Source organism: Amycolatopsis sp. NPDC059657 (genome assembly GCF_042734395.1).
Taxonomy (GTDB): Bacteria; Actinomycetota; Actinomycetes; order Mycobacteriales; family Pseudonocardiaceae; genus Amycolatopsis.
On record NZ_JBHWEB010000006.1, the window covers coordinates 135812 to 156360 of the forward strand.

The 20549-nt window shown below is 69.4% G+C and carries 14 protein-coding genes; 8 read left to right on the forward strand and 6 right to left on the reverse strand.

Annotated elements, in window-relative coordinates; all coding sequences use genetic code 11:
* Positions 1-5 precede the first annotated feature (5 nt).
* The gene (locus tag ACFV15_RS05570) at positions 6-3995 is read left to right on the forward strand and encodes a hypothetical protein (protein ID WP_378348936.1); all 3990 of its coding nucleotides are present in this window, start codon (positions 6-8) and stop codon (positions 3993-3995) included.
* Between the two features lie 17 nt (positions 3996-4012).
* Positions 4013-5236: a hypothetical protein gene (locus ACFV15_RS05575; protein WP_378348937.1), complete on the forward strand. Its 1224-nt coding sequence runs from the start codon at positions 4013-4015 to the stop codon at positions 5234-5236.
* Positions 5237-5261: 25 nt separating this feature from the next.
* Here ACFV15_RS05575 and ACFV15_RS05580 read toward each other — a convergent pair whose 3' ends face one another.
* The 3 genes from ACFV15_RS05580 to ACFV15_RS05590 all read right to left on the reverse strand — a co-directional run bounded on the left by ACFV15_RS05580 (position 5262) and on the right by ACFV15_RS05590 (position 7807).
* On the reverse strand, positions 5262-6413 hold the full coding sequence (locus tag ACFV15_RS05580) for a hypothetical protein (RefSeq protein ID WP_378348938.1): 1152 nt from the start codon (positions 6411-6413) through the stop codon (positions 5262-5264).
* 393 nt (positions 6414-6806) lie between these two features.
* Positions 6807-7469 carry a cation transporter gene (locus tag ACFV15_RS05585; RefSeq protein WP_378348939.1) on the reverse strand — a complete coding sequence of 221 codons (663 nt, stop codon included), beginning with the start codon at positions 7467-7469 and terminating at the stop codon, positions 6807-6809.
* Positions 7466-7807: an ArsR/SmtB family transcription factor gene (locus ACFV15_RS05590; RefSeq protein WP_378348940.1), complete on the reverse strand. Its 342-nt coding sequence runs from the start codon at positions 7805-7807 to the stop codon at positions 7466-7468. Before ACFV15_RS05590 ends, ACFV15_RS05585 begins: the two co-directional genes overlap by 4 nt.
* Before the next feature lie 230 nt (positions 7808-8037).
* Between ACFV15_RS05590 and ACFV15_RS05595 the strand changes: the two genes are divergently transcribed.
* Complete coding sequence (locus ACFV15_RS05595; protein WP_378348941.1) at positions 8038-8364, forward strand: hypothetical protein; 327 nt, start codon at positions 8038-8040, stop codon at positions 8362-8364.
* Between the two features lie 154 nt (positions 8365-8518).
* On the opposite strand, the gene ACFV15_RS05600 is transcribed toward ACFV15_RS05595, so the two are convergent.
* Complete coding sequence (locus ACFV15_RS05600; RefSeq protein WP_378348942.1) at positions 8519-11368, reverse strand: hypothetical protein; 2850 nt, start codon at positions 11366-11368, stop codon at positions 8519-8521.
* A 115-nt stretch (positions 11369-11483) separates the two neighbouring features.
* On the opposite strand from ACFV15_RS05600, the gene ACFV15_RS05605 reads away from it, so the two are divergent.
* Complete coding sequence (locus ACFV15_RS05605; RefSeq protein ID WP_378348943.1) at positions 11484-12278, forward strand: FHA domain-containing protein; 795 nt, start codon at positions 11484-11486, stop codon at positions 12276-12278.
* Positions 12275-14101: a serine/threonine-protein kinase gene (locus ACFV15_RS05610; protein ID WP_378348944.1), complete on the forward strand. Its 1827-nt coding sequence runs from the start codon at positions 12275-12277 to the stop codon at positions 14099-14101. Before ACFV15_RS05605 ends, ACFV15_RS05610 begins: the two co-directional genes overlap by 4 nt.
* Before the next feature lie 3 nt (positions 14102-14104).
* Here the strand turns inward: ACFV15_RS05610 and ACFV15_RS05615 are convergent, their stop codons facing one another.
* The gene (locus ACFV15_RS05615; protein ID WP_378348945.1) at positions 14105-15406 is read right to left on the reverse strand and encodes a glycoside hydrolase family 16 protein; all 1302 of its coding nucleotides are present in this window, start codon (positions 15404-15406) and stop codon (positions 14105-14107) included.
* Positions 15407-15533: 127 nt separating this feature from the next.
* Here ACFV15_RS05615 and ACFV15_RS05620 point away from each other — a divergent pair, with 127 nt between their 5' ends.
* The 3 genes from ACFV15_RS05620 (at position 15534) to ACFV15_RS05630 (ending at position 18586) form a co-directional block, all read left to right on the forward strand.
* Positions 15534-16811, forward strand: coding sequence for a CHAP domain-containing protein (locus tag ACFV15_RS05620; protein ID WP_378348946.1), 1278 nt, complete (start codon positions 15534-15536; stop codon positions 16809-16811).
* Positions 16812-16882: 71 nt separating this feature from the next.
* Entirely contained in the window at positions 16883-17845 is a 963-nt protein-coding gene (locus ACFV15_RS05625; RefSeq protein WP_378348947.1) for a GlxA family transcriptional regulator, read from the forward strand.
* Positions 17846-17947: 102 nt separating this feature from the next.
* Positions 17948-18586: an HD domain-containing protein gene (locus ACFV15_RS05630; protein ID WP_378348948.1), complete on the forward strand. Its 639-nt coding sequence runs from the start codon at positions 17948-17950 to the stop codon at positions 18584-18586.
* Positions 18587-19167: 581 nt separating this feature from the next.
* On the opposite strand, the gene rimO is transcribed toward ACFV15_RS05630, so the two are convergent.
* On the reverse strand, positions 19168-20547 hold the full coding sequence (gene rimO, locus ACFV15_RS05635; protein WP_378348949.1) for a 30S ribosomal protein S12 methylthiotransferase RimO: 1380 nt from the start codon (positions 20545-20547) through the stop codon (positions 19168-19170).
* Positions 20548-20549: the final 2 nt, after the last annotated feature.

Sequence of the window (20549 nt, forward strand, 5' to 3'; positions counted from 1 at the left end):
GAGACATGGCCGTGTCACGCATCACCTGGACGCCGGTGCCGAACGGTTACGCGGGAGGAAAGCTCCGGCTTTCGGTACTGATCTCGCCGCGCCTGCTCGGTGGCGGCACACTCGGCACCTACCCGGAGTGGCTCACCTGGCCGGCCGAGCGCCCCCGGTTCGAGGTGACCTTCGGCGGCGCGGCGGTACCGGCCACAGTGGACAGTCCGGCGCCGCGCCTCGATCTGTGGAAGGCGCTGTTCTCCACGACCACACCGGTCACGGTGAAGACCGACCTGCGCGCGCGGGCGAGCACGCTCGCCGCGAACCTGCCGGTGATCAGGTCGTGGCCGAGCTCGCGGGCGAGGGACATCGCCGCGATCGAGCACATCACCACGCTGGCCGAGAATCCCACCAGCCCGCCGACGGTCTACGAACGGGCCCCGCAAGGGGAGGGGCGCCGCGGTGGTGGCGGAGGCTACCACCCGGCCAACTCGCTGCACCTGTCCACTGTGGATAAGAAGCGCGCGATGGCCCTGATCGACATCCGGCTACGGGAAGACGGTTTCTTCGCCGGTGGCCCGCTCAGCGGCGAGCTTCCCGGCGGGCACTACTACTTCGACGCCGACCAGGTCGACTTCCTGCTGGCCGAGGTGTTCCACAGCCGTTCCGCGAACAGCAACCCGCGTGGTGGGGGCGCGCGCTCACTGACCGCGCACGGCACTCATCTCGCCACGGCACAGGACATGGACTTCCACGTCGCGCTCAGTTCGTTCGCGCAGTACCCGAAGCTGCAGCGCGCGCTCGGCCTGATCGTCGACCTCAGTGTCGACCCGGCGGCCGCCGGAATCCCGGCGCCGGGCCCGGACGTCGTACTCGGGCTGAAGGTGACCTGGTCCGGCGGTAACGGACCCTACGAATCGGTCTACCCGCAGGTGTCGGCGATCCACACGGCGTCGGAGTTCCGGGCCAAGCCCAGCGGTGACACCCAGCGCGGCGGCCTGCTGCGGCTCGACGACACGACCCGCTACGACCTCGTCGAGGTCGACGCCGACGCGTCGGCGGGTGTGCTCACCACGTTCAGCCAGACCTACCAGCAACGGGACCGGAACGCCCAGTACAGCAACGCGCCGGGCAGCGGAGTGGGCGTGAACCTGCAGCCCGACCCCGGGCGGGAGACCGCCGCTTTGCCCGCCTTGCGCAGCAACGGTTTCTCGGTGGTGCAACGGGACAGGGCGGAGCAGCTGTACAACCGGGTCAAGACGAACGCCCAGCGCGCGTCCGGCGCGCTGTCACTGGCCGCGAACCCGTTCAGCGCCGAAGACCTGACCCACGGCATCCGCGTCGACGTCTGGGACGACACCGCCAAGAAATGGTTCAGCCTGTGCCGCAGGGCGGGCACCTACACCTTCGACGGGCTCACCTTCACCGCGGACGACGAGGGCGTGCTCACCCTCGCGCACACCCAAAGCCCTGACGGCGATCCGACGGTGTACCTGCACGAGTCGCTGTTCCGCTGGAGCGGGTACAGCCTGGTCGCCAACCGCCCCGGCAGCACGGAGGAGACCGCGAACGGGCAGACGGTCACGGTGGGCCCGGACAGTGCCGCGTCAGGGCCGATCCGGATGGCGACCTCGTTCCGGCCCTCCGGATTGCCGAAACTCCGGTACGGCCGCGACTATCGTTTCCGCGCCCGCGTGGTGGACATCGCCGGAAACAGCCACGGACTCGACACGCTCCCGCCCAACGATTTCAGCTCGGCCACCCGGCTGATGCGCTATCTGCGGTTCGAACCGGTGCCGTCGCCACTGCTGCTGCCGACCGCTCCGCGCACCGAGGCCGAGTCGGTGCACCTGATGGTGATCAGGGGCAACTACGACGCCCCGGCGCGCGAGGAGAACCGCCGCCAGGTCGTGCCCCGCCGGACCGGGCAGCGGATGGCCGAACAGCACGGCAGGTACGACGTGCCGCCCTCGGTGCTCAACCCCGGCGGCATCGACACGCTGGCCTACCGCGAGATCGTCCGCCGTGACGCCGGAGATCTCGCGGCCGCCGGGAAGAGCGATCCGGACGGCTGGGGTGGTGAGGGCTATTACCCCGACCGCCTTCTCGATGTCCCGTACCTGGCGGACGTGCTCTCGCGTGGCGCGGCCTTCACCGGGCTGCCCGGCCTCGGCCCGGACGAGGTCTTCACCGTGGACTTCGACGACCTGTTCGAGTGGCCGGCCCGGGTGCCGTTCCGGATCCGGCTCAAGGCGGGCACCGGACGGCCGGACTACAACAGGGCGGCGCGGGAACTGACGGTACTGATGCCGCCCGGACGCACCGCGCGGGTCGGGGTGTCCAGCAGGCTCGCCGACGCCGAACTCGCCCAGCTGGGCGTATGGGACTGGTTCGTCCGCAGTGGACGGTCCAGCGACATCCCCGTCGCGGAACTGCGGAAACTCGCGGTCAAGGGCCAGCTGTGGCAGCTCACCCCGAGTGTGGAGCTGGGGCTGGTGCACGCCAGCAGGCAGCCGATCCGGCCGCCGTCGTTCGACAAGCCGATACTGGTCCGGCAGCCGGGGCAGACCACCGCGCGGCTGATCGACGTGGTGGGCATCGACCGGCAGAGCACCGCTTCGCTGGCGGTGTTCGCCGACTGGACCGAACCGACCGACGTGCTCGGGGAGCCGAAACCGGGGACGCTGACCGGCAGTCTGGACGTGGCCAGGCTGACCGCGAACGGCGGCTCCGACGAGGGTGACAAACTCGAGCTCGGCGAGCTGCACGAGTTCCACGACACCAAGCACCGCACGATCACCTACAGCGCTGTCGCGGCCTCGCGGTTCACCGAGTTCTTCGTGCAGCGCAAGGATGTCACACTGCGGGGGACGACCCCGGTGAAGCTGACGGACGGCGCTGTCGGCGCCGGCTCTGTGACGCTCACGGATCCGGAGAGCGGGAAGACCTACCAGCCGGGAACGGGCAAGGACGACGAGACCGGCGGCGACTACGTGGCCGACGTCGCCGCCGGGACGGTGGCCCGCACCGCGAAGGGATCGGCCATCGCGGACGGCGCGACGGTGACGGCGTCCTTCGTCCCTGGATCGATCACCAGGGGCAACACCGAGGCGCAGCAGCCGATCGTGCTCAATCTCCGGTCGTCGGCGCGGCCCTCGGCTCCCGATATCGCCTACCTGGTCCCGACCTTCGGCTGGGAACGAGGGACCGACGGCGGCCGGGTCGCCAGCACCCGCCGCGGCAACGGCGTCCGGGTCTACCTGCGCAGGCCGTGGTATTCCTCCGGCGAGGGAGAACAACTGGGTGTGGTGCTCTTCGACGGCAAGGGCACGATGGACCCGCGTCTGCGTCAGTACGTCACGTTGCGCGCCCAAGATCCGCTGTTCGCCTCGGCCCGCGTCCCCGGCACGCCGGGAATGGCGGAGTTCCCGCTCGCTGTGAACGCCAAGCCCGGCTACCGGCTTGCGGAGTCCGAGACGCTTTCCGAACTGACCCAGACCGTCGCCGTCGCCCCGCACCGAGTGGGCTACGACGAGGGCCGCGGGCTCTGGTACTGCGATGTCACCGTGACCGAGGGTGCCGCCTATACCCCGTTCGTGCGCTTCGCGTTCGCGCGGTTCCAGGCGGACTCGCTCAGCGGGGTCGAGCTTTCCCCCGTGGTGCTCGCCCAATTCGCCCAGCTCAGCCCCGATCGCGCGTTGAGCATGGTGAGCACACCGGGGCAACCGGCCGGGATGACGCTCACCCTGGCAGGCACCACGTACTCCGCAGGCGGCGGCCGATCGGCCGTGGTGACCGTGGCCGTTCAGGTCGCCGATCCGAAACCGATGGGTCCTCTCGGCTGGCGCACAGTGTCCACAACGGACCTTGTGCGCAGCGGGGAAGCGTGGAGCGGCAAGGTAACGCTGCCCGCAGCGCGGGGAAGCGCACCGATGCGGTTGATCGTCGAGGAACGGGAACGGTTCTCGCACGGGGGAACCAGGCTCGTCTACGCCGATGCCGTCGAAATCTGACCTGAGGAGACTGACTGATGAAGCGAGCGAAGCGGCTGCTGCCCGTGGTTGTGGTGGCGGTGGTGCTGAGTCCCCAGGTCGCGGAAGCCACCAAGGACCGGCCGTCCGTCCCTGATCTCAAAGCCGGGGTCGCGGCGGAGGCGTTGGCGGCGAGCGCCTTCGGCAACGGGATCTTCCAGGTCTACCAGAAGCGAGGCGGGACGGGGCAGCCCGGCGCCGGGCAGTTCACCGTCGCCACCGGGCCTCGTCATCCGGCGGGTGCCGGGCTCGACGTGCTGTACGGCGCGGGAACGCCGGGCACGAGCTACCTGGTGGTGCGGGACGAGACCGACAAGGTCGACTACGTCCAGGGGCAGATGCTGACCCACAGCGGCGAAGTCTCGCTGGACAACCACTACTCCTACCTGAACGTCGACGGCGCCACGTCCACGATCGGCTGGAGTCCGACGGACAAGCTCTCGATCAGGCTGAATATCTCGGTCACCGGGGACACCGCGGCGAACTCGCGGGTGTCGGTGCACACGAAGATCACCGACACGAACACCGTCAAACACCGGTTCCGCGTCCAGTACCTGTGGGACACGGCTCCCGCCGGGGACGACGGCGCGGTCAGCCAGCCTCGCGTCAGGGACGTCGCGTACGACCCCTTCGATCCGACGGTGGGCGTCGAACAGACCGTGACCGACCGCGCCGGGGACCTGATCGTCGCGGACAAGGCCAGCACACTCGCCGTCGCACTGTCCGGTGTGGACACCGCGACGTCGCTGCCCGACAGCGTCAAGTACCTGTGCTGGCCGGACGCGATCTTCGCCCCGTTCGGCGGTTACGTCACCGACCCGGCGCGCGATGTCAGCAGCCCGGCCTCGACCTGCCGCAACTACCGTGGCAACCCGGATTCCGGGGTGCAGTACGTCTGGACCGCCGTGCCCGCCGCGGACACCGGCACGGTCGACGTCGGCGCCGCGCTGCGGACCAGCCCGCCGGTCGCGAGGCCCAGCAAGATCACCGCGGTGCCCCCGCTGCTCGGCGCCGCGCGTGCCACGCTCACCGACACGGCGACCGGAAAGCCGATCGCGGGCAAACCGGTCGCGTTCACCGCGGGCGGCACCACGTACTGCACCGAACCGACCGACGCGCAAGGGATCGCGATCTGCCGCAAACTGCTCGGCCTGCTCGGCTACGACGCCACGTACCCCGGCGGTGCCGTCTGGGCCACCAGCACGGCCCACGGCGGCCTGTGATCCTTTGTGTGCGATCTCGACGAAACTACCGCAGGCGGGCGGTTTTCTGTTCCAGCGCAGAGCGTCGGGCGGTCACCTCGTCGGGGTCGTCCCCGAAGACGAGCAGCTGCAAGGTGCTTTGCCTGACCGGACTGTCCGTGTGGCCGGTGTCATGACCGGCCACGATGAGCAGACCACCGGCGGCCAACGCCGGGCGTAGCTCGGTGAGCAGGTCGGTGAGCGCGCCCGCGACCGTCAGCTTCACGGACTCGGCGGGGCGGTCAAGGGCATCGGGGCGGACGGACTGGATCGCCAGCAACGGGATCGAGCCGCTGGTGATCCGGAAATTCAGGTCGAGCACGACCTGCTGGCCGTCCAGGGTTTGGGCGCAGTCCAGGCTGCACAGCCCGCGGTAACCGACATCGGCGGCGCGCTGGGTGATCGCCAGGCATTCGGCGAGCAGCTCGGCGGGAGGCGTGGTGACCGCGCCGAACACGCCGCCGGCGTAGACCCCGGTCGCGTCGACGCGTTGTTCGGTCACCGCCAGCAGGCGAGCCCGTGCGTCCGCGGCCACGTAGAACTGCAGGCCCCAGTTGCGCAGGATCCGCAGATACTCCTCGACGACGAACTCGTCGAGCACATCGGTGAACGCAGGCAGCGTGATCGGCTCGTCGGCCTGGTGCAGGTACACATCGAGGCTGCCGCCGTGCGCGTCGTTGGTCGCGGCCTTGAGCACCCACGACTTCTCCGTGGGTGCCGCCTCCGCGAGCTGCCCGCGGGTCACGAGGCTGCGGTGCGCTTGGAAGCGCGGATCGACCAGCGTGGTGATACTGGCCTTGTTGTTCAAGTAGCCGACGAGTTGCGCGCTTTTGAGCGAGCGCTCGTCCGGGCACAGCGTGCTCGGCTGCGGGTACTCCATCGACAGCAGCAGACCGTCGGACATCGCTTCGGTGACGCGTGCGGCGAAGTGCGTCTCGCTGCGGAACTCGCGCAAGTCGGTACCGACCGGCAGGCCGCTGTCACGCAGGTGTGCCAGCAAATCCGGGTCCGTGCCACCGGCACTGCAGATCACCGGCAGGTCGGCGGCGACGGCGATCGGCCGCGCGGAGACCACGTCGCGGGTGTGGCGATGCCTGCTGACCGGTTCGGCGGCGGCCAGCTCCGGCCGCGCGCAGAGGGCGATGCCCGGACCGTACACATCGGTGAGCGAACGAGGGGCGCTGACGGCGGGCGGCAGAACGACGGGGACACTGATGGAGAATCTCCTGTGGGGTGGGTCGGACCCGGCCAGAACCGGCTGTGACGTGCGGGCGGAGCTGGGCAGGCGCGTCGGAGGCGTAGGCCAATCGACGTCTGCGAGCCAGAGACAGGAGTTTCGCCAGGACCGGCACCTTGACCTGGCGAGGTGGGCAGGCCAGGGCTGGTCGGGTGGGCCGAGCGGCGGGTTCGTACCCCAGCTTAGCCGAGAGCTTCCCGTTTGACGGGCGTGGGAGAAGTCAGCCGTTAGCCGGGCGTCAGCCTGAAGTCGCCTCGTGGCCGAACGACCACGAGAGCGACGGCCAGCACGATCCAGGCGAGCAGCAGCGAGCGCTCAGCAGCAGTGGTCGCCGCGCCAGGCTTCGCGGCCTTCCTTGACGGCGACGGCGGCGATGACGAGCGCGACGAGCGGGTCCGCCCAGTACCAGCCGAAGAGGCTGTTGAGCAGCAGCCCGACGAGCAGGACTCCCGACAGGTAGGTGCAGAGCAACGTCTGCTTGGAATCGGCGACCGCGCTGGCGGAGCCGAGTTCGCGGCCCGCGCGGCGCTGGGCGTAGGACAGGAACGGCATCACGACGAGCGAGACGGCGGCGAGGATGATCCCGACCGTCGAGTGCTCGGCCTGGCCGGTGCCGAAGAGGGTCCGCACGGATTCGACGGTGACGTAGGCCGCGAGCGCGAAGAACGACACGGCGATGACCTTCAGCGCTGTTCGTTCGCGGGCTTCGGGGTCCTTACCGGAGAACTGCCAGGCGACCGCGGTCGCGGAAGCGACTTCGATGACCGAGTCCAGGCCGAAGCCGACCAGTGCGGTGGACGAGGCGATCGTGCCGGCGGTGAGCGCGACGATCGCTTCGACGATGTTGTAGGTGATGGTCGCCGCGACGAACAGCCGCACCCGGCGCGAGAGGACCGCACGCCGGTCCGGGGACGGGGCGCTGGGCGCCGCACAGCACCCGTCGCTCACCGTCAGCGGGAGTTCGATGTGGTCGCTCATCGGAGCGTCCTGGTGCCGGCGGCGGCGTCGAGGCAGGGTTCGTCGGTGTCGACCGCGAGCACGACCTGCACGAGCTCCCGCAGCGCGCGGGCGAGATGGGAATCGGCGAGGGCGTAGCGGACCTGGCGGCCTTCGTAGGTGGCCACGACCAGGCCGCAGCCGCGCAAGCAGGCCAGGTGGTTGGACACATTCGAGCGGCTCAAGCCGAGCTGCTCGGCCAGCTGACCGGGGTAGCTCACACCGTCGAGCAGCGCGACCAGGATCTTGCAGCGGGTCGGGTCCGCGAGGGCACGGCCGAGCCTGGCCAAGGCGGCACCACGGGTTTCACACGTCAGCACAGCCGGAACAGTACATCGACCGCTGATGTAACAGCAACCAGTGAACTGTCGCACGCATTCTGCGTGCCGCCGATTTCCTGACACCGGCGCTGGCGAAGCTGGTCATAGACAGGCTCTAAGGGCTGTCAACACCTTTCAAGCCTGTCTGAAAGGTGTTGCCGTGCGCGATCCGGCTCAGCAAACTCCAGTGGAATCTCGCCGTTGTGTCTGACAGCCGAAGGAAATGACGAATGCCCAAGAGCCGGGTCCGCTCGCTTTCCGCCTTGGTGGCGGCCGGCGTGACCATCCTTTGCGCGGCCGCCCCGGCCGCATCCGCTACCCAGGACATCGCGGCCGACAGCTGCACCGCCGGCTACGTGGAATGGGATCCCGACGAAGGCAACGGCGAAGGCTGGTCAAGGTGCACGCCGCCGTATACGAACGCCTTCCATCGCGTCGTTCTCCTTTGCTATTACGATGGCGATAAGTTCGGGCCTTGGGTGAGGCCGTGGGAAGAATCCAGGAACACGTGCACAAATGGCAGTGGGGCTTACGGCGCCTTCGCTCAGGTGCGGTAACGCATCAGGTGGGGCTCATGTCGCCCGCGACTCTCGCGCGGATGCGCACCACGGTCCCCATTCCCGGTGTGCGCGGCATGGGTTGCGGCGTTCGTCCAGACCGAAGGCACGACGTCCAGGACCCAGGTGATCGACTCGGCGCTGTGCGGCTGAGTCAGCGGTGTGCGCGGCGCCAAAGCGCGGGCCAGCCGCCCTTGCCCAGCAGTGCTGCCGGGACGAGCAGGCCGTGCTCGGCGATGCGCTCCCAGAACAGCTCGATGGGCGCGCCGAGTTCGGCCGCCGCGGGCAGGGCGCGCTGCCAAGGCCCGTGCTCGTCGGTCAGGTCGCTGGCGGGAAAGCCTGGAATGGTGACCTTCTTCGGCTCGGTGACCTGCTCTGTTGTGAACTCGGGCGTGCAGGTGGCCGCGATCGCCAGCGCGCACACCAGTTCGGTCGAGGGCCGCTGGGCGACCGACCGGGCCAGCGTGGCGTCGCCGATCAGTTCGCCCATGGCCACGCGGACCGCGCGGGCCACCGTGTCCATGGCGTAGGCCGGAGCGATCTCCGGGCGGCGGACGAGCGCGCGCAGTGTTCGCGGCAGTGGCGAGCCGCAGGTGAGTGCCGCGAGCCGGTCGTAGGTGCGCAGGCCTGGATCGAGCTTGCCCACGGCGGTGGCGAGCGGCCGGACGCGCGTCGCCCGCCACAGCACCGGCACGGCCTCGACGGCCGAGCGAAGCAGGTCGGCGTGCTCGGCCTGGCCCGTGCGTTTCAACGCGATCACCGCCGCGTCCGGTTCGAAGTCGGCGGGGTGCCCTGGCCGTCCGAAGCCACGCGCCAGCGTGACATAAGCGCGGCGCGCGGCCACGGCCTGCGCCGAGGCCAGCTCCCGCGTCACCGCCGTGGTCAACGCGGCGGTGAGTTCGGGGGACAGGCGCTCCGCCGCGGGCCGGCGGGCCGCGCCGCTTCGCACCGGCGGCACGGGCACCAGTGGCTCGGCCGCGGGCGGCGCGGGCGCGGGGATGCCGTCCACCCACTGCTTGATGTGGTCTTCCAGCCCCTCGGCGACATCGTCGTTGAACCGCGCGCGCAACTCGTAGACGTGCCAGCCGCCGGTGTGGCGCCGGATGTCGAGGTTGGCGACGATGCGGCCGTCGGCGGGATCGCGCAGCGCCATCAGCACGCAGTGGCCTCGCCGCGCCTGGTCGGCGTACCACGACTCGCCGATGCAGTTGCCCATGTAGCCGGACCATTCGGCCAGCTGCCTCGGCTCGCGGCCCAGTTCCACGGCCAGTTCGGTGCCGCCGACGACCTGCTTGTCCATAGTGGACACTTCGGAAGGGAGTGTGAAGGCGCCGACGCTGGCCTCGGCGATCACCGCGTCCGCGCTGACTCCGGCGGACAGTTCGGCCCAGCCGCCGCAGCGGGGCGGCGGTGTCGCGCCGAACATGACCAGCTGCGCGACCCCGGCGGCCGCGAGTGGCACCGAGTCGGTTCCCGGCTCGGCAGGCGGCGTCTTGTAGTCGACCTCCGGTGAGGGCCGCTCGTGCCGCACCGTGGCGTGCTCGGTGCCGTGGAAGGGTGCCAGCGCGTCGGCGAGGTCGGCGAACCAGAGCAGATCGTGCGGTGTCTCCACCGACGCCGGATCGGACTGGCTCGCGGCGATCCGCTGCGCCAGCGTCCGCTTCGGGCCATCGGCGTGCGCGTCGTTCAGCGGAGGCTGTTCCCAGCCTTCCGGTGGCCGCGAGAACCCCGCAGCGGCACGCCACTTCGGCAGCTGCTGTTCCCGCCACGGACGGCAGGTGTCCCAGCAGTTGTGCAGCGGCTCGTCGGGGTGTTCGGCGAGCAGCACGGACACGGCGTCGAGCACGACCACGCCGTAGTTGCGAGCCATGGCGGTGCGGGTCTTCACATAGGTCTCGGTCTTCGCGGTGATCGTCCTCTTTGGACTCAGCACTTGAACCACTTGGTGGACATAGCATCCCGGCCGCGCCGGGTGACCGTAGCCGCCATCGACGCGGCGCGCGGCCTTGGCCCGCTCCTCCTCGGTGAGACAGGCTTCGGCCGCGAGCAACTCGCCGCGATGCTTCTCCGTGGCGGCCGCGAGGCCCTCGTCGTAGAGGGTCTTGGCGAACCGCAGCAGCGCGGTGGCCGCGATGGCGTCGTGCAGCAGCCTGCCGATCTCGTGCGCCCTCCACCACTTGGGTGGCAGCCAGCGAGCCGCGTCGACCAGCGTCGGCTCGCCCTCGACCGACCAGGTCAGCCGTTGCATGATCGCCTCGTCGAAGTGCGCACGGTGGCGTGCGCGAAGCTTCTCGATCCGATCGCTCCGCGTCTGGGTCGTGGCCCGGCGTTCCCTGAGCCGCTGCTCGACCAGCCGCCCGCACACGTCGTCCCACAGGCTCAGGATGAGTGTCAGCCGCCGCGGCCGTGGATACCCCGCCAGCGCCCGCGCCAGATGACCGGCCACTGTGGACGCCGCGCCGTGCGGGAACGGGTCGAGCCCGTCCGGGGCACGGAGTTCGAGTACCCGCTCCAACTGCTCCGGCCCGAGCAGATCCGACGCAGCCGAGGCCAGCTGCAGCGCGGCCCAACGCCGCTCGGCGACCGCGATGTGCGCGGCGGCGCCGACGCGCTTGGTCGCCGACGGCCCGAACAATGCCACCAGCACGGCCGCCCGGTCACCCAGGCGCGGTGCCCCCTCTGCGCCGAGGAATCGCAGCGCGGCGAGCACCGCGTCACGCCGATCCCCGGGCGCGCCCGCCAGCCGCGCCGACGTGAACCCACCCCCGAGATCGACACCCGCGCCCGCGGCCGTCTCGCTCCCGTCGCGCACGAGCAGGCCAAGCCGTCGCGTCGCTTCCCGTACGGCATCGGGTTCGGCGTCAGCGGGGCCGACGGCGACGGGCGAGCCCGGCACGCCGGACCGGTCGTCGGCGGATTTGGGCACGGCACGGCTGCCGGACGCGGGGAGCCAGCAGCTCAACCCAGGTCCGGCCGTCACCCCGAACGCCAGTCGACTAGACATCGCCACCATTGTCGCGCACCCGCGCCACCGGTTTTGGCCGTCGAGTTCGGGAAGGGTCCCGGGCACTCGCTGGCAGGCTGTGGCGGACTTGCCGGTGCGGAGCGCGGGGGTAGGCATGCGAAAGGGCGTCGTGGCGCCGGAGGACCGGTTGCTGCCTGCCACCCACCAGAGCCTGGCCCGTGGGGTGCGGGACGGCGATGTCCGGGGCGTGCTGCATGTGCTGACGGTGAGCGGGGGCATCGCCGTCGGCCCGAAGGAGGGCCGCTCGGTCCTGTTCGGCCGCAACCGGCCTGAGGTGCACGTCTGCGTCGGCGAGGACGATCGGCGGATCAGCAGGCGGCAGGGGGTGCTGACCTATCACGGGAGCTGCTGGTGGATCAGCTCGCTGGGGCGAGTGCCGTTGCGGCTTCCCGGTTCACGGCTGCTGTTCAAGCAGGATGAGTCGTTCCCGCTGGCGGCTGGCTACACCCCGGTCTTCGTGCGTGGTTCCGGCGGACGGGAGCATCTGGTCGAGGTGCACGTGCGCTCCGACGAGCCGCCGCGTGCCGAGCACACCTGCACGACGCAGCCGCCCGGTACGTGGGCGCTGACGTCCGCCGAACGGCTGGCGCTGGTAGTGCTGAGTCAGCGCTATCTGCTCCATGAACCCTGCCCGAGCCCGTTGTCGTGGCGGCAGGCCGCACAGCATTTGAGTGACATGTGGCCGGAGGCCTGCTGGACGCAGAAGAAGGTCGAGCATCTCGTCGGCGCCGTCCGGAAACGGCTGAGCCGGGCCGGAATCGCCGGTCTCACCAAGGAAGAGGTCGGTGAGCCGGTGGGCAACATGGTGAACCACAACCTGATTCGCGAACTGCTCGAAAGCGGGACGCTGGTGCCGCCCGACCTGAGTTCGCTGATCTGCGACGGATGACCTGGAACACCGCGGTGGAGGGCAATGTGCGAGCGGGCGAAGTCGTCGGTGACCGGTATCGGTTGGAGGAGGAGATCGGGTCGGGCTCGAACGGTGTGGTGTGGCTGGCCACCGATGAGCAGCTGGGCAGATCGGTGGCGCTCAAGCGGTCCGTTTCGGGTGACATGGACGAGTACGCCGAGCGGGTGCGGCAGCTGCGCAGGGAAGCGCGGTTGCTCGCCCAGCTGAACCACCGCAACGTGGTGACGCTGCACGACGTGGTCGACGCCGACCACGAATGCTGGCTGGTGCTGGAGTACGTCGCCGCCCGCAGCATGGCGGACCGCGGTGTCCTGCCGCCGCTGCTCGCCGCGAAACTGGGCGCGCAGATCGCCGACGCGCTCGCGGCCGTGCACGCCAAGGGCATCCTGCACCGCGACATCAAGCCCGCGAACATCCTGATGCCGAACGAGGACGAGGCGAAGCTCGCCGACTTCGGCATCTCGCGGTTCCTGGCCGGTGCGGAGACGATCACCGGGTCCGCGCTGATCGCGGGCACACCCGGTTACGTGGCACCGGAGGTCGCCAACGGAGCTGATCCGACCATGGCGTCGGACGTCTTCTCGCTGGGTGCCGCGCTTTTCACTGCGGTCGAAGGAAAATCGCCGGTCGGCGGGAAGGACGACAACGCCTTCGTGCGGCTGCGCCGGGCCGCGGCAGGCCAGATCGCGGTGCCGAGCGGGCCGCTGGGGCCGGTGCTCGCCCGGTTGCTCGAGGTCGACCCCGCGAAACGGCCGACGGCGGCGGAGGCGCATCGGCTGCTGGCCGAGGTCGCCGGGATGACGCCGACCCGCCGGGCCTACCGGTCACGCCGGACAGTGCGCCGCGGGCTCGTCGCCGGCGGGGTGCTGGTGGTGGTCGTGGCGACCACGGCCTGGCTGGTCTTCTCGTCGGGTCCTCCTTTGACGACCAGCCAGGACGGGCCGCTCATCGGTGATCCGCGGCTGGTCGACCCGTGCCCGATGATCGACAGCGAGCCGATCTGGGACCTGCTCACGAAAGCCGGGAAAAGACCCGGCTCGATCAACCTGGTGAGCGACGTCGACAGCTTCAATCAATGCGACGTGATCACGAAATGGGACGGCGGCGACGAGGTCGACGTGCAGGTCCAGTTCCTGTACGCGGAGATGAGCGAGAGTGTCCGGCCTCAGGCGGAGAACCATGGCAGGTACAGCGTCGTGCGGAGCAAAGCCGGTGAGCGCACCTGCGTCCGGAGTGTGCTGTTGCCGGGCGGATACGAGATCAGGATCCACGCGTTCCCCAAAGCAGGCACGAAGTTCGCCGATCTCTGCGGGATGGCCGACGCGGTGACCGGCTCCGTGACCCGGACGCTGGACAAGGGCCCGGTTCCGGTGCGCGGCAAGGCCGACGACCCGCTCTCGCTCATCACGACGGACGCGTGCAAGCTGCAGAATCCTTCGGCGCTCACCATGCCGGCCGGATTCGACATCGCCCGCTCCACTCCCGGATTCGCTCACTGGTCCTGCGAGTGGCGCAGTAAGGTCGATTCATCCTTGCTGCGGCTGGTTTTTCTCCGCCGCACCGCGTTCAAAGCGGGTGATGCCACCATGAAGGCGGTCGCGGGGCACGCGACCGTCCAGGACACCGAAGACGATGACGGAAAGTCCTGCGGCGTCAAGGTCTACATGAATTTCGTCTACGTCAGAGAGTTCGGTGACGGGTGGAACGAGGTCGTGTACGTCCACGTGACCGGCACCGAACCCGCTGAGCGGCGCTGTGAACTCGCCGCCCAGCTCGCCACCGCGTGGTTCCCGCCGAGATAGGACCTAGCTGTACTGGGTGTCCGCGGTGGGATACATCCGGATCCAGTCGACGTCTTCACGGGCCGGGCGCATCAGCGTCCCGGTCTCCGGGAACATGTCCATCTGGGCGCCGCCGTTGGAGGTGTCGAAGTAGTCGATCGACGCGTTCACCGTGCAGATCCGCTCGCCGTCGACGTACCAGGTGACCGAGTGCGGTGCCCAGTCGATCGCGTAGTTGTGGAACTCGGTCGAGTCGATCGTGAGCGAGCACTGGTCCTGGGTGCCGTCGTGGTGCACGAACAGTTCCACCGCCGGATCCGCCACGTCACGTTCGGCGAAGTCGATCTCCGCCTGGCTGTAGTCCGCGGAAACGGGGAACAGCAACGGAACGGCGTGATAGGGCGCGCCGCCGTTGTCCGCCAAGGGAAGCGCACGTTCCCGTACTTCGACCCTGCCGTACTTGAACCCGCCGTGGTTGCTGTAGAGGCCGCCGGTCACGCCGTCCGCGGTGCCGGTCACCGAGAGCCGGCCGCCGCCTTCGGTGGTCTGGCTCCCGCAGCGTCGCCCGTGGCCGTCGAAACCGGGCGAACAGCCGGTCGCGTCGCCGGGGCTCGCGCCGAACAGGCCCCATTTGGCCAGGTCGACCGAGGTGCCGTTGAACTCGTCCGACTCGGCGGGGTTCGGCGTTCCCCAGTGGTAGCGCACCGCGGCCTGATCACTCGACGGTGGCGTGGTCGGCGTGGTGGACGTGCCGCCGAGGCGGTAGTCGCACGCGGTGGCGTAGACCGGGATGACGTTCGCCTGGCCGAAGTTGAGCACCTGCAGCACATGCGCCGACTTCGCGTTGGGCGGCACCGTGACGGTCGCCGCGATCCGGGTCCACGTCCAGTCGCCGTGCTTCGTCAGCGGCACGGTGACCACCGGTCCCGGTGACTCGCCGATGTACCGGTTCGCGGCGTTGTACCACTCGACGACCATGCGAGCCGAGCCGTTGGTGGGGGAGCCGGACACCAGCTTGTCGTCGGCGCTGACCGTCCAGGTCTGGCCGGGCGCGACCCGCAACTCCGGCATGAAGAACCGCAGGCCGCGAGGGCTGAACGCCCATTTCGCCACGGGGTGACCGGATATCTCGGCGCGCCGGGAGGTCGCGCCACCGTCCAGGTGGCCCCAGCCCGCCATGTTCTCCGCCAGCACCGGGTTCGAACACGCGTTGGCCGGATCGGCCGCCGCGCCACTCGCTTGGCCCGGCGCGTTCAGCACACCGGCCACGAAGACCAGCGCGGCGATGGACGCTCCCGCCGCCGAGACTCTGGCTGTGATCCTCATCGTGCTCCACTTCTTCAAGGATGAGCAGGGTCTTCGACAGTCGAACAGGCACTCATGGGGAGGGTTCCCCAGAGCCCGTGCCTACGTTCTCCGGCGACCGGGATGTGGTTTGTCAGGAGGAATTCGAATGAATGGCACCTCAAGACGATTGGCCAGAATCGGGCTGGCGGTGGCAGGCGCGCTGACGATGATCGCGGGATCGCTGACCGTGGCAGCCCTGCCCGCGCAGGCCGCCACGGGTGCGGACATCGCGAACGTCGCCCGTGCCCAGCTAGGCAAGGGATGCGGTGGCAATCCCTGGCCGTGTCACTCGGGGGAGTGGTGCGCCGACTTCGCCGGCTGGGTCTGGCGGCAGGCCGGGGTCGACGCGAACGGGATCACCGCGGCGGCGGCCAGTTTCGTCAGCTATGGGCGGGCACGCGGCACGATCACCAACCAGCCGCACGTCGGTGACGCGATCGTGTACCAGTACGACGGCGCCGGCTGGGCCGCGCACGTCAACATCGTCACCGGGGTCCGCGGCGATGGCTACGTGCAGACCGTCGGCGGGAATGAAGGCGGCGGCGCGGGCAGCGTGCGGTTCGTCGACTGGCACGCTCCCGGCAACTGGAACGGGCCGATCATCATCGTCCGGCCGTTCGGCGTCGTCGGCGGCGGGCCGCCGCCGGTGCGGGTCCACATCGAAGAGTTCACCGGCGACTGGGACGGCAATGGCACCACCACCGTCGGAATCCACCGCGGCAATACCTTCTACCTGCGCAACAGCAACTCCGGCGGCGTCGCCGACGTGACGTTCGGTTACGGTGACCACGGCTGGATCCCGATCGTCGGCGACTGGAACGGCACTGGCCGGACCAGTGTCGGCGTCTACAACCCCGCGACAGCGACGTTCTATCTGCGCTCGTCGACCGATCCCGCCAACGCGACGACCACGACGTTCGTCTACGGCGATCCCGGCTGGATCCCCATCACCGGCGACTGGACCGGAACCGGCCGCACGAGCGTCGGTGTCTACAACCCGGCGACCTCGATGTTCTACGAGCGCGCGAGCACCGACCCGAACAGCACGGTCACCGTCGACGTCGGCTTCGGGGATCCGTCACCCTCGTGGGTGCCGGTGACCGGCGACTGGAACGGCGACGGCAGGACGACCGTCGGGCTCTACAACCTCGGCAACGCGAACTTCTACCTGCGTGACAGCAACACCAGCGGGGTCGCCGACGTGACCTTCGGCTACGGCAATCCCAACGAGGCGGTCGTGCCCGTTTCCGGTCATTGGAACGGCCGCGGACCGTCGACCATCGGCATCTACCGGCCGTCGAACGCGTACTTCTACCTGCGTAATTCCAACAGCGGTGGCGTCGCCGACTCGGCGTTCGGGTACGGGGATCCGCGCACGCCCTGACGCTCGACACCCGGTGGCGCCTGGCCGGGGCGCCACCGGGCCCATTCCACGATTTCTGCCATCCTTGACGCATGGCAGCCGGCCGGAGCGTCGTCTTCGTCGTGTTCGACGGGGTGAAGATGCTCGACGTGACCGGGCCCGCCGAGGTGTTCGCGGAGGCCAACCTGTCCGGCGCCGGGTACTCGATCGGGTACCTGTCGCCCAGCGGGGAGCCCGTGACGACGTCGGTGGGCATCCGGCTGCCGGTCGACGGCACGCCGGGCGACTTCCCCGATCCGGACACGGTGATCGTCGCGGGCGGGGACAGGCTGGCCACTCATCCGTTGCCCGCCGAACTGATCGCCGCGATCGGCGAGCTGCGGCCCCGTGCCCGCAGGCTGGTGTCGATCTGCACCGGTTCGTTCGCGCTCGCGGCGGCCGGGGTGCTGACCGGTCGCCGCGCCACCACGCACTGGCGGCACGCGTCACTGCTCGCACGGTCCTATCCGGACATCGAGGTGCAGCCGGACGCGCTTTTCGTGCGGGACGGCGACGTCTTCACCTCCGCGGGAGTCTCGGCGGGAATGGACCTCGCGCTCGCACTCGTCGAACAGGACCACGGCGCCGAACTCGCGCGGACGGTGGCGCGCGGCCTGGTGATGTTCATGCAACGCCCAGGCGGGCAGTCGCAGTTCTCCGCGCCGCTGCGGCTACGGGCGCCGCGGACGCCGACGCTGCGTTCCATCGTCGACCTGGTCTCGGCGCAGCCCGCGCTCGATCACAGCGCGCGCACGATGGCGTCCCGCGCGGGGGTCAGCGCACGCCACCTCGCGAGAATGTTCGCCGGCGAGCTGGACACCACCCCCGCGAGGTATGTGGAGCAGGTGCGGCTGGATCACGCGAAGGCACTGCTCGACGCGGGCCACGGGGTGGCGGAGACGGCACGCTCGGCCGGGTTCGGCAGCTCGGAAACCATGCGACGCGTCTTCGTGGCGCGGTTCGGCACGTCACCCAGCGACTACCGGGCCCGCTTCAAGACCACCGACGCGAGGTGAGTGTCCGCATCTGTGGGCAGCTCGTCGGTTTTCGCGGTGGGCGCACCCGCGGCGTTCGTCAAGACTGGAAGTGATCCATCTTGACCGTAACGGAGGCTTGTGGTGCCCGAAATCATCGCGGGAGTCGCGATACCCGACACGGAACTCGCGCGTGCGGCGACAGCGCTGGTCCGGCGAGTCGCCGACGACACGCTGTTCCACCATTCACGCCGGGTTTTCCTATGGGGATCCTTGAAAGCGGCGGCGCGCGGCTTGGCCGTCGACCCGGAACTGGCTTACGTGGGCGGCCTGTTCCACGACCTCGGTCTCACGGCCGAGTACGGCTCCAAAGAGCGCCGTTTCGAGCTCGACGGCGCGGAGGCGGCACGCGATTTCCTGCTCGAGCACGGCCGGTCCGAAGTGGACGCTCGCAACGTCTGGCTCGCCGTCGCGCTCCACACGACCCCGGAGATCCCTCACCACCTGGCACCCGAGGTGGCCGTGGTGACGCTGGGTGTGGAAACCGACGTGCTCGGCCTCGACCTCGGCGAAATCCCCGAAGACCGGCGCGCGGAGGTCGTCGCGGCCCACCCGCGCCCCGACTTCAAGAACCGGATACTCCGCGCGTTCCACGACGGCATGGCACACCGCCCCGACACGACCTTCGGCACGATGAACGACGACGTACTGGCCCACTTCGACCCGACCTTCACCCGCACGAATTTCGTCGACATCATCAAGTCCAACCCCTGGCCCGAATAACGTGGCGGTTGCGGGAGAGGGGTTCCTCTGCTGCATCGAGCGGAGCGGGGAACCCCTCGTTCAGTATGGGCGAGTGGTAACTCTGCTCTGGTTATTGAGGGGAAGGGCAAATGTGGCGTGCTCGTGCACTCCACGGCTTGGGTGAGGGAGGCCCTCACTCAGCTGCCCTGGGAGTACGCCATGTTCGGCTTTCCCCTCAACAGAGGCAGAACTACCACTCGCGGAACCCGCCAGACCCCATCGTGAAGCGAGGGTGCCCCCGAGTGCGTACTACGCACCGAAAGGTCCCCTCGCTTCACGCCCACCCGATAACCGACGCGAAACCCGAGTTCAGGCTATCCAGTGGCCCGAACTCGGGTTTCGCAAAGATCAACCTTCTCGGATGGCGCGGATCATCCGAGCGAATGTCCGCAAAGGACTCATGTCGCCCAGCGTTGCAAACGTGGCGTTCGTGCGTTCGACCGTGCACACCAAGCCCCGGCGAGTGAGGGCCTCCCTCACCAACCCGAACTTGGTGAAGGAGGCCCTCACTCGAAACCGCCTCGACGAGGCACCCAAGTGGCCGTCGGCAACGCTCACGACTAGATCGGGTCGGCCGTGAGGTCGACGCCTTGGGAGCTCACGACTTTCGCCGTCACCAGGTCGCCCATGGCGTGCTTCGGGCCGGTGATGGTCACCGTTCCGTCGACGTCCGGGGCCTGGTGCGCCGCCCAGCCGGCGCCGTCCTGGCCGACGATCACCTCGACGAGTGAGCCGTGGCGGTCTTCGGCGCGCTGGGACGAGATCTCGTCGGCGAGGAGTGCGAGCCTGGTCGAGCGTTCGGAGATGACCGACGCGTCGAGTTTGCCCGCGAAACCGGCCGCTTCGGTGCCTTCTTCGTCCGAGTAGCCGAAGACGCCGATCGCGTCAAGACGCGCCTCGCTGACGAAGCGCTCGAGTTCCGCGAACTCCTCGTCGGTCTCGCCGGGGAAGCCGACGATGAAGTTGGAGCGGATGCCCGCCTCCGGCGCCAGATCGCGGATCCGGGACAGCAGGTCGAGGAACCGTTCACGATCACCGAACCGGCGCATCCGGCGGAGTACCGTTCCGCTGGCGTGCTGGAACGAGAGGTCGAAATACGGTGCCACACCAGGTGTTCCGGCCAGTGCTTCGATCAGGGGCGGCCGGAGTTCCGCCGGCTGGAGGTAGCTGACCCTGATCCGGTCGACGACGCCCGCCAGCCGGGGGAGCAGCTTCTCGAGCGCGCCGAGGTCGCCGAGGTCCTTGCCGTAGGACGTGGTGTTCTCGCTGACGAGGATCACCTCGCGGACGCCGTGCCCGGCGAGCCACTCGGTTTCCGCGACGATGTCGTCCGGCTGACGTGAGGTGAACGCGCCGCGGAACGCCGGGATGGCGCAGAAAGTGCAGCGCCGGTCGCATCCCGAAGCCAGCTTCACCGGGGCGATCGGGCCGCCGCCGAGCCGGTGCCGGAGCACCCGCGGTCCGCTCGCCGGGCCCTTGGTCTCGCCGCCGTGGCCGGGGACGTGCGCCGTCTGCGCGGCTTGGCGCTTGACCGGGGTGATCGGCAGGAGCGAACGGCGATCCCTTGGCGTGTGGGCGGTCCGTGTGTGTCCTTTGAGGACATCTTCGAGCCGCTCACCGATTTCGGGATAGTCGTCGAACGAGAGCACCGCGTTGGCTTCCGGCAGCGCGGCGGCGAGTTCGGCGCCGTAGCGCTCGGCCATGCAGCCGACCGCGACCACCTTCGCGCCCGAGCCGGAGGCCGCGAGCACCGTGTCGATCGACTCCTTCTTCGCGGCTTCGATGAAACCGCAGGTGTTCACGACCACGACGTCGGCCTCGGACCCCGCGGGCGCGAGCTGCCAGCCCGCGGCGTCCAGCCTGCCCGCCAGTTCTTCGGAGTCGACCTCGTTGCGCCCGCAGCCCAGCGTGACCAGTGAAACCGTGCGTTTGGCCGTCATCG